This is a genomic window from Bacillus pseudomycoides DSM 12442, assembly GCF_000161455.1.
In the GTDB taxonomy this organism is placed as follows: domain Bacteria; phylum Bacillota; class Bacilli; order Bacillales; family Bacillaceae_G; genus Bacillus_A; species Bacillus_A pseudomycoides.
This window is the reverse complement of record NZ_CM000745.1, coordinates 5715709-5716801: the sequence shown is the minus strand read 5'-3', so window position 1 is coordinate 5716801 and position 1093 is coordinate 5715709. Positions and strand designations below refer to the sequence as shown.

The window sequence follows — 1093 nt, the reverse complement described above, 5'->3', positions numbered from 1 at the left end:
CCACATGCCCATCAAGCTAAGGTTGGGTATTCCATGAACTTCCGTTCTTGATGCCCACATGCTTGATATTTTGTTTATTTGTTTTTAAAAATACGCATTCCAAATAAACCTTGATTAGGTGTATTTTTAAAGATTATGCAGTTTTCCGCTTTAGATTGGATACAGTGCACTGATAAACAATGCCTAAAATATCAAAGACTGTCTTTTTCTCATATCTATGGGATTTCCGTCCGTTTTTCTGTAAGAGATCAAACAGACGAAGGAAAATTTTTGATACTTCTTGGGTGTCTTGTTGGATAGCCTTATATACTAAGTATAGATGATCTTGAATCATATAAATTGCTTTATATTCACTTAATTCTTTTTGTTTTTTTTGTAGTAACAACTGTCGCATTTTGAACATAGTAGAAGAACAAAGAAAAATAGCGATTAACTGTCCATAAAGATGACATTCTAGACGCTCTCGCTTAATATTGTGACAATGATTGATACCAAATAGAGACTTCCATGTTTTAAATACAATTTCTATTTGCCAACGTAGTGAGTAGATATCATGGACCTGTTCCATCGGAATAATTTCCCATGGTATGTTGGTAATATAAACATTGATTTCTGTTAAACGTTTACTTCTTTCAGAGTATGTAACTCCTTTTTTCTTTTCAACATAAGATTGCTGTTTCCTACGTTTATGAATTTGAGTTGATGTAAGTCTGTATATTACAACTCGTGAGGGTAATTTTTGTTGTCCAACATAGACATTCCGAATTTCATAAGTATCTCCTGGTTTTATCTGATGCATGATATCTTCAAGGTCAAGTAAAACATATAAAGATTGCTTTTTAACTGTCCCATCCCGAAATAATTCTGGCGATTCATTTTTTACATATACTCTATTATTTAATTTCAACCGTGAAACGTAGAATGCCCCTCGTTGATCCATCTGGTCTAAATCTTTTAGAGAAAAATATCCTAAATCTCGAATACATAAATCTCCTGGGCATAAGGTATCTAAACACTCTGTACCAAAGGTTTTATCATTATTTTTACCTGGTTCCATTTGAAAATTGAGGAATTTCCCACTATGTAAATCATA

Annotated in this window: 1 protein-coding gene; it reads right to left on the bottom strand. The window is 32.6% G+C overall.

Annotated features, from left to right (window positions below):
- Positions 1 to 133 precede the first annotated feature (133 nt).
- Positions 134 to 1093: IS4 family transposase (locus BPMYX0001_RS28890; RefSeq protein ID WP_033799575.1), on the bottom strand; the 960-nt coding region annotated here is incomplete at its 5' end.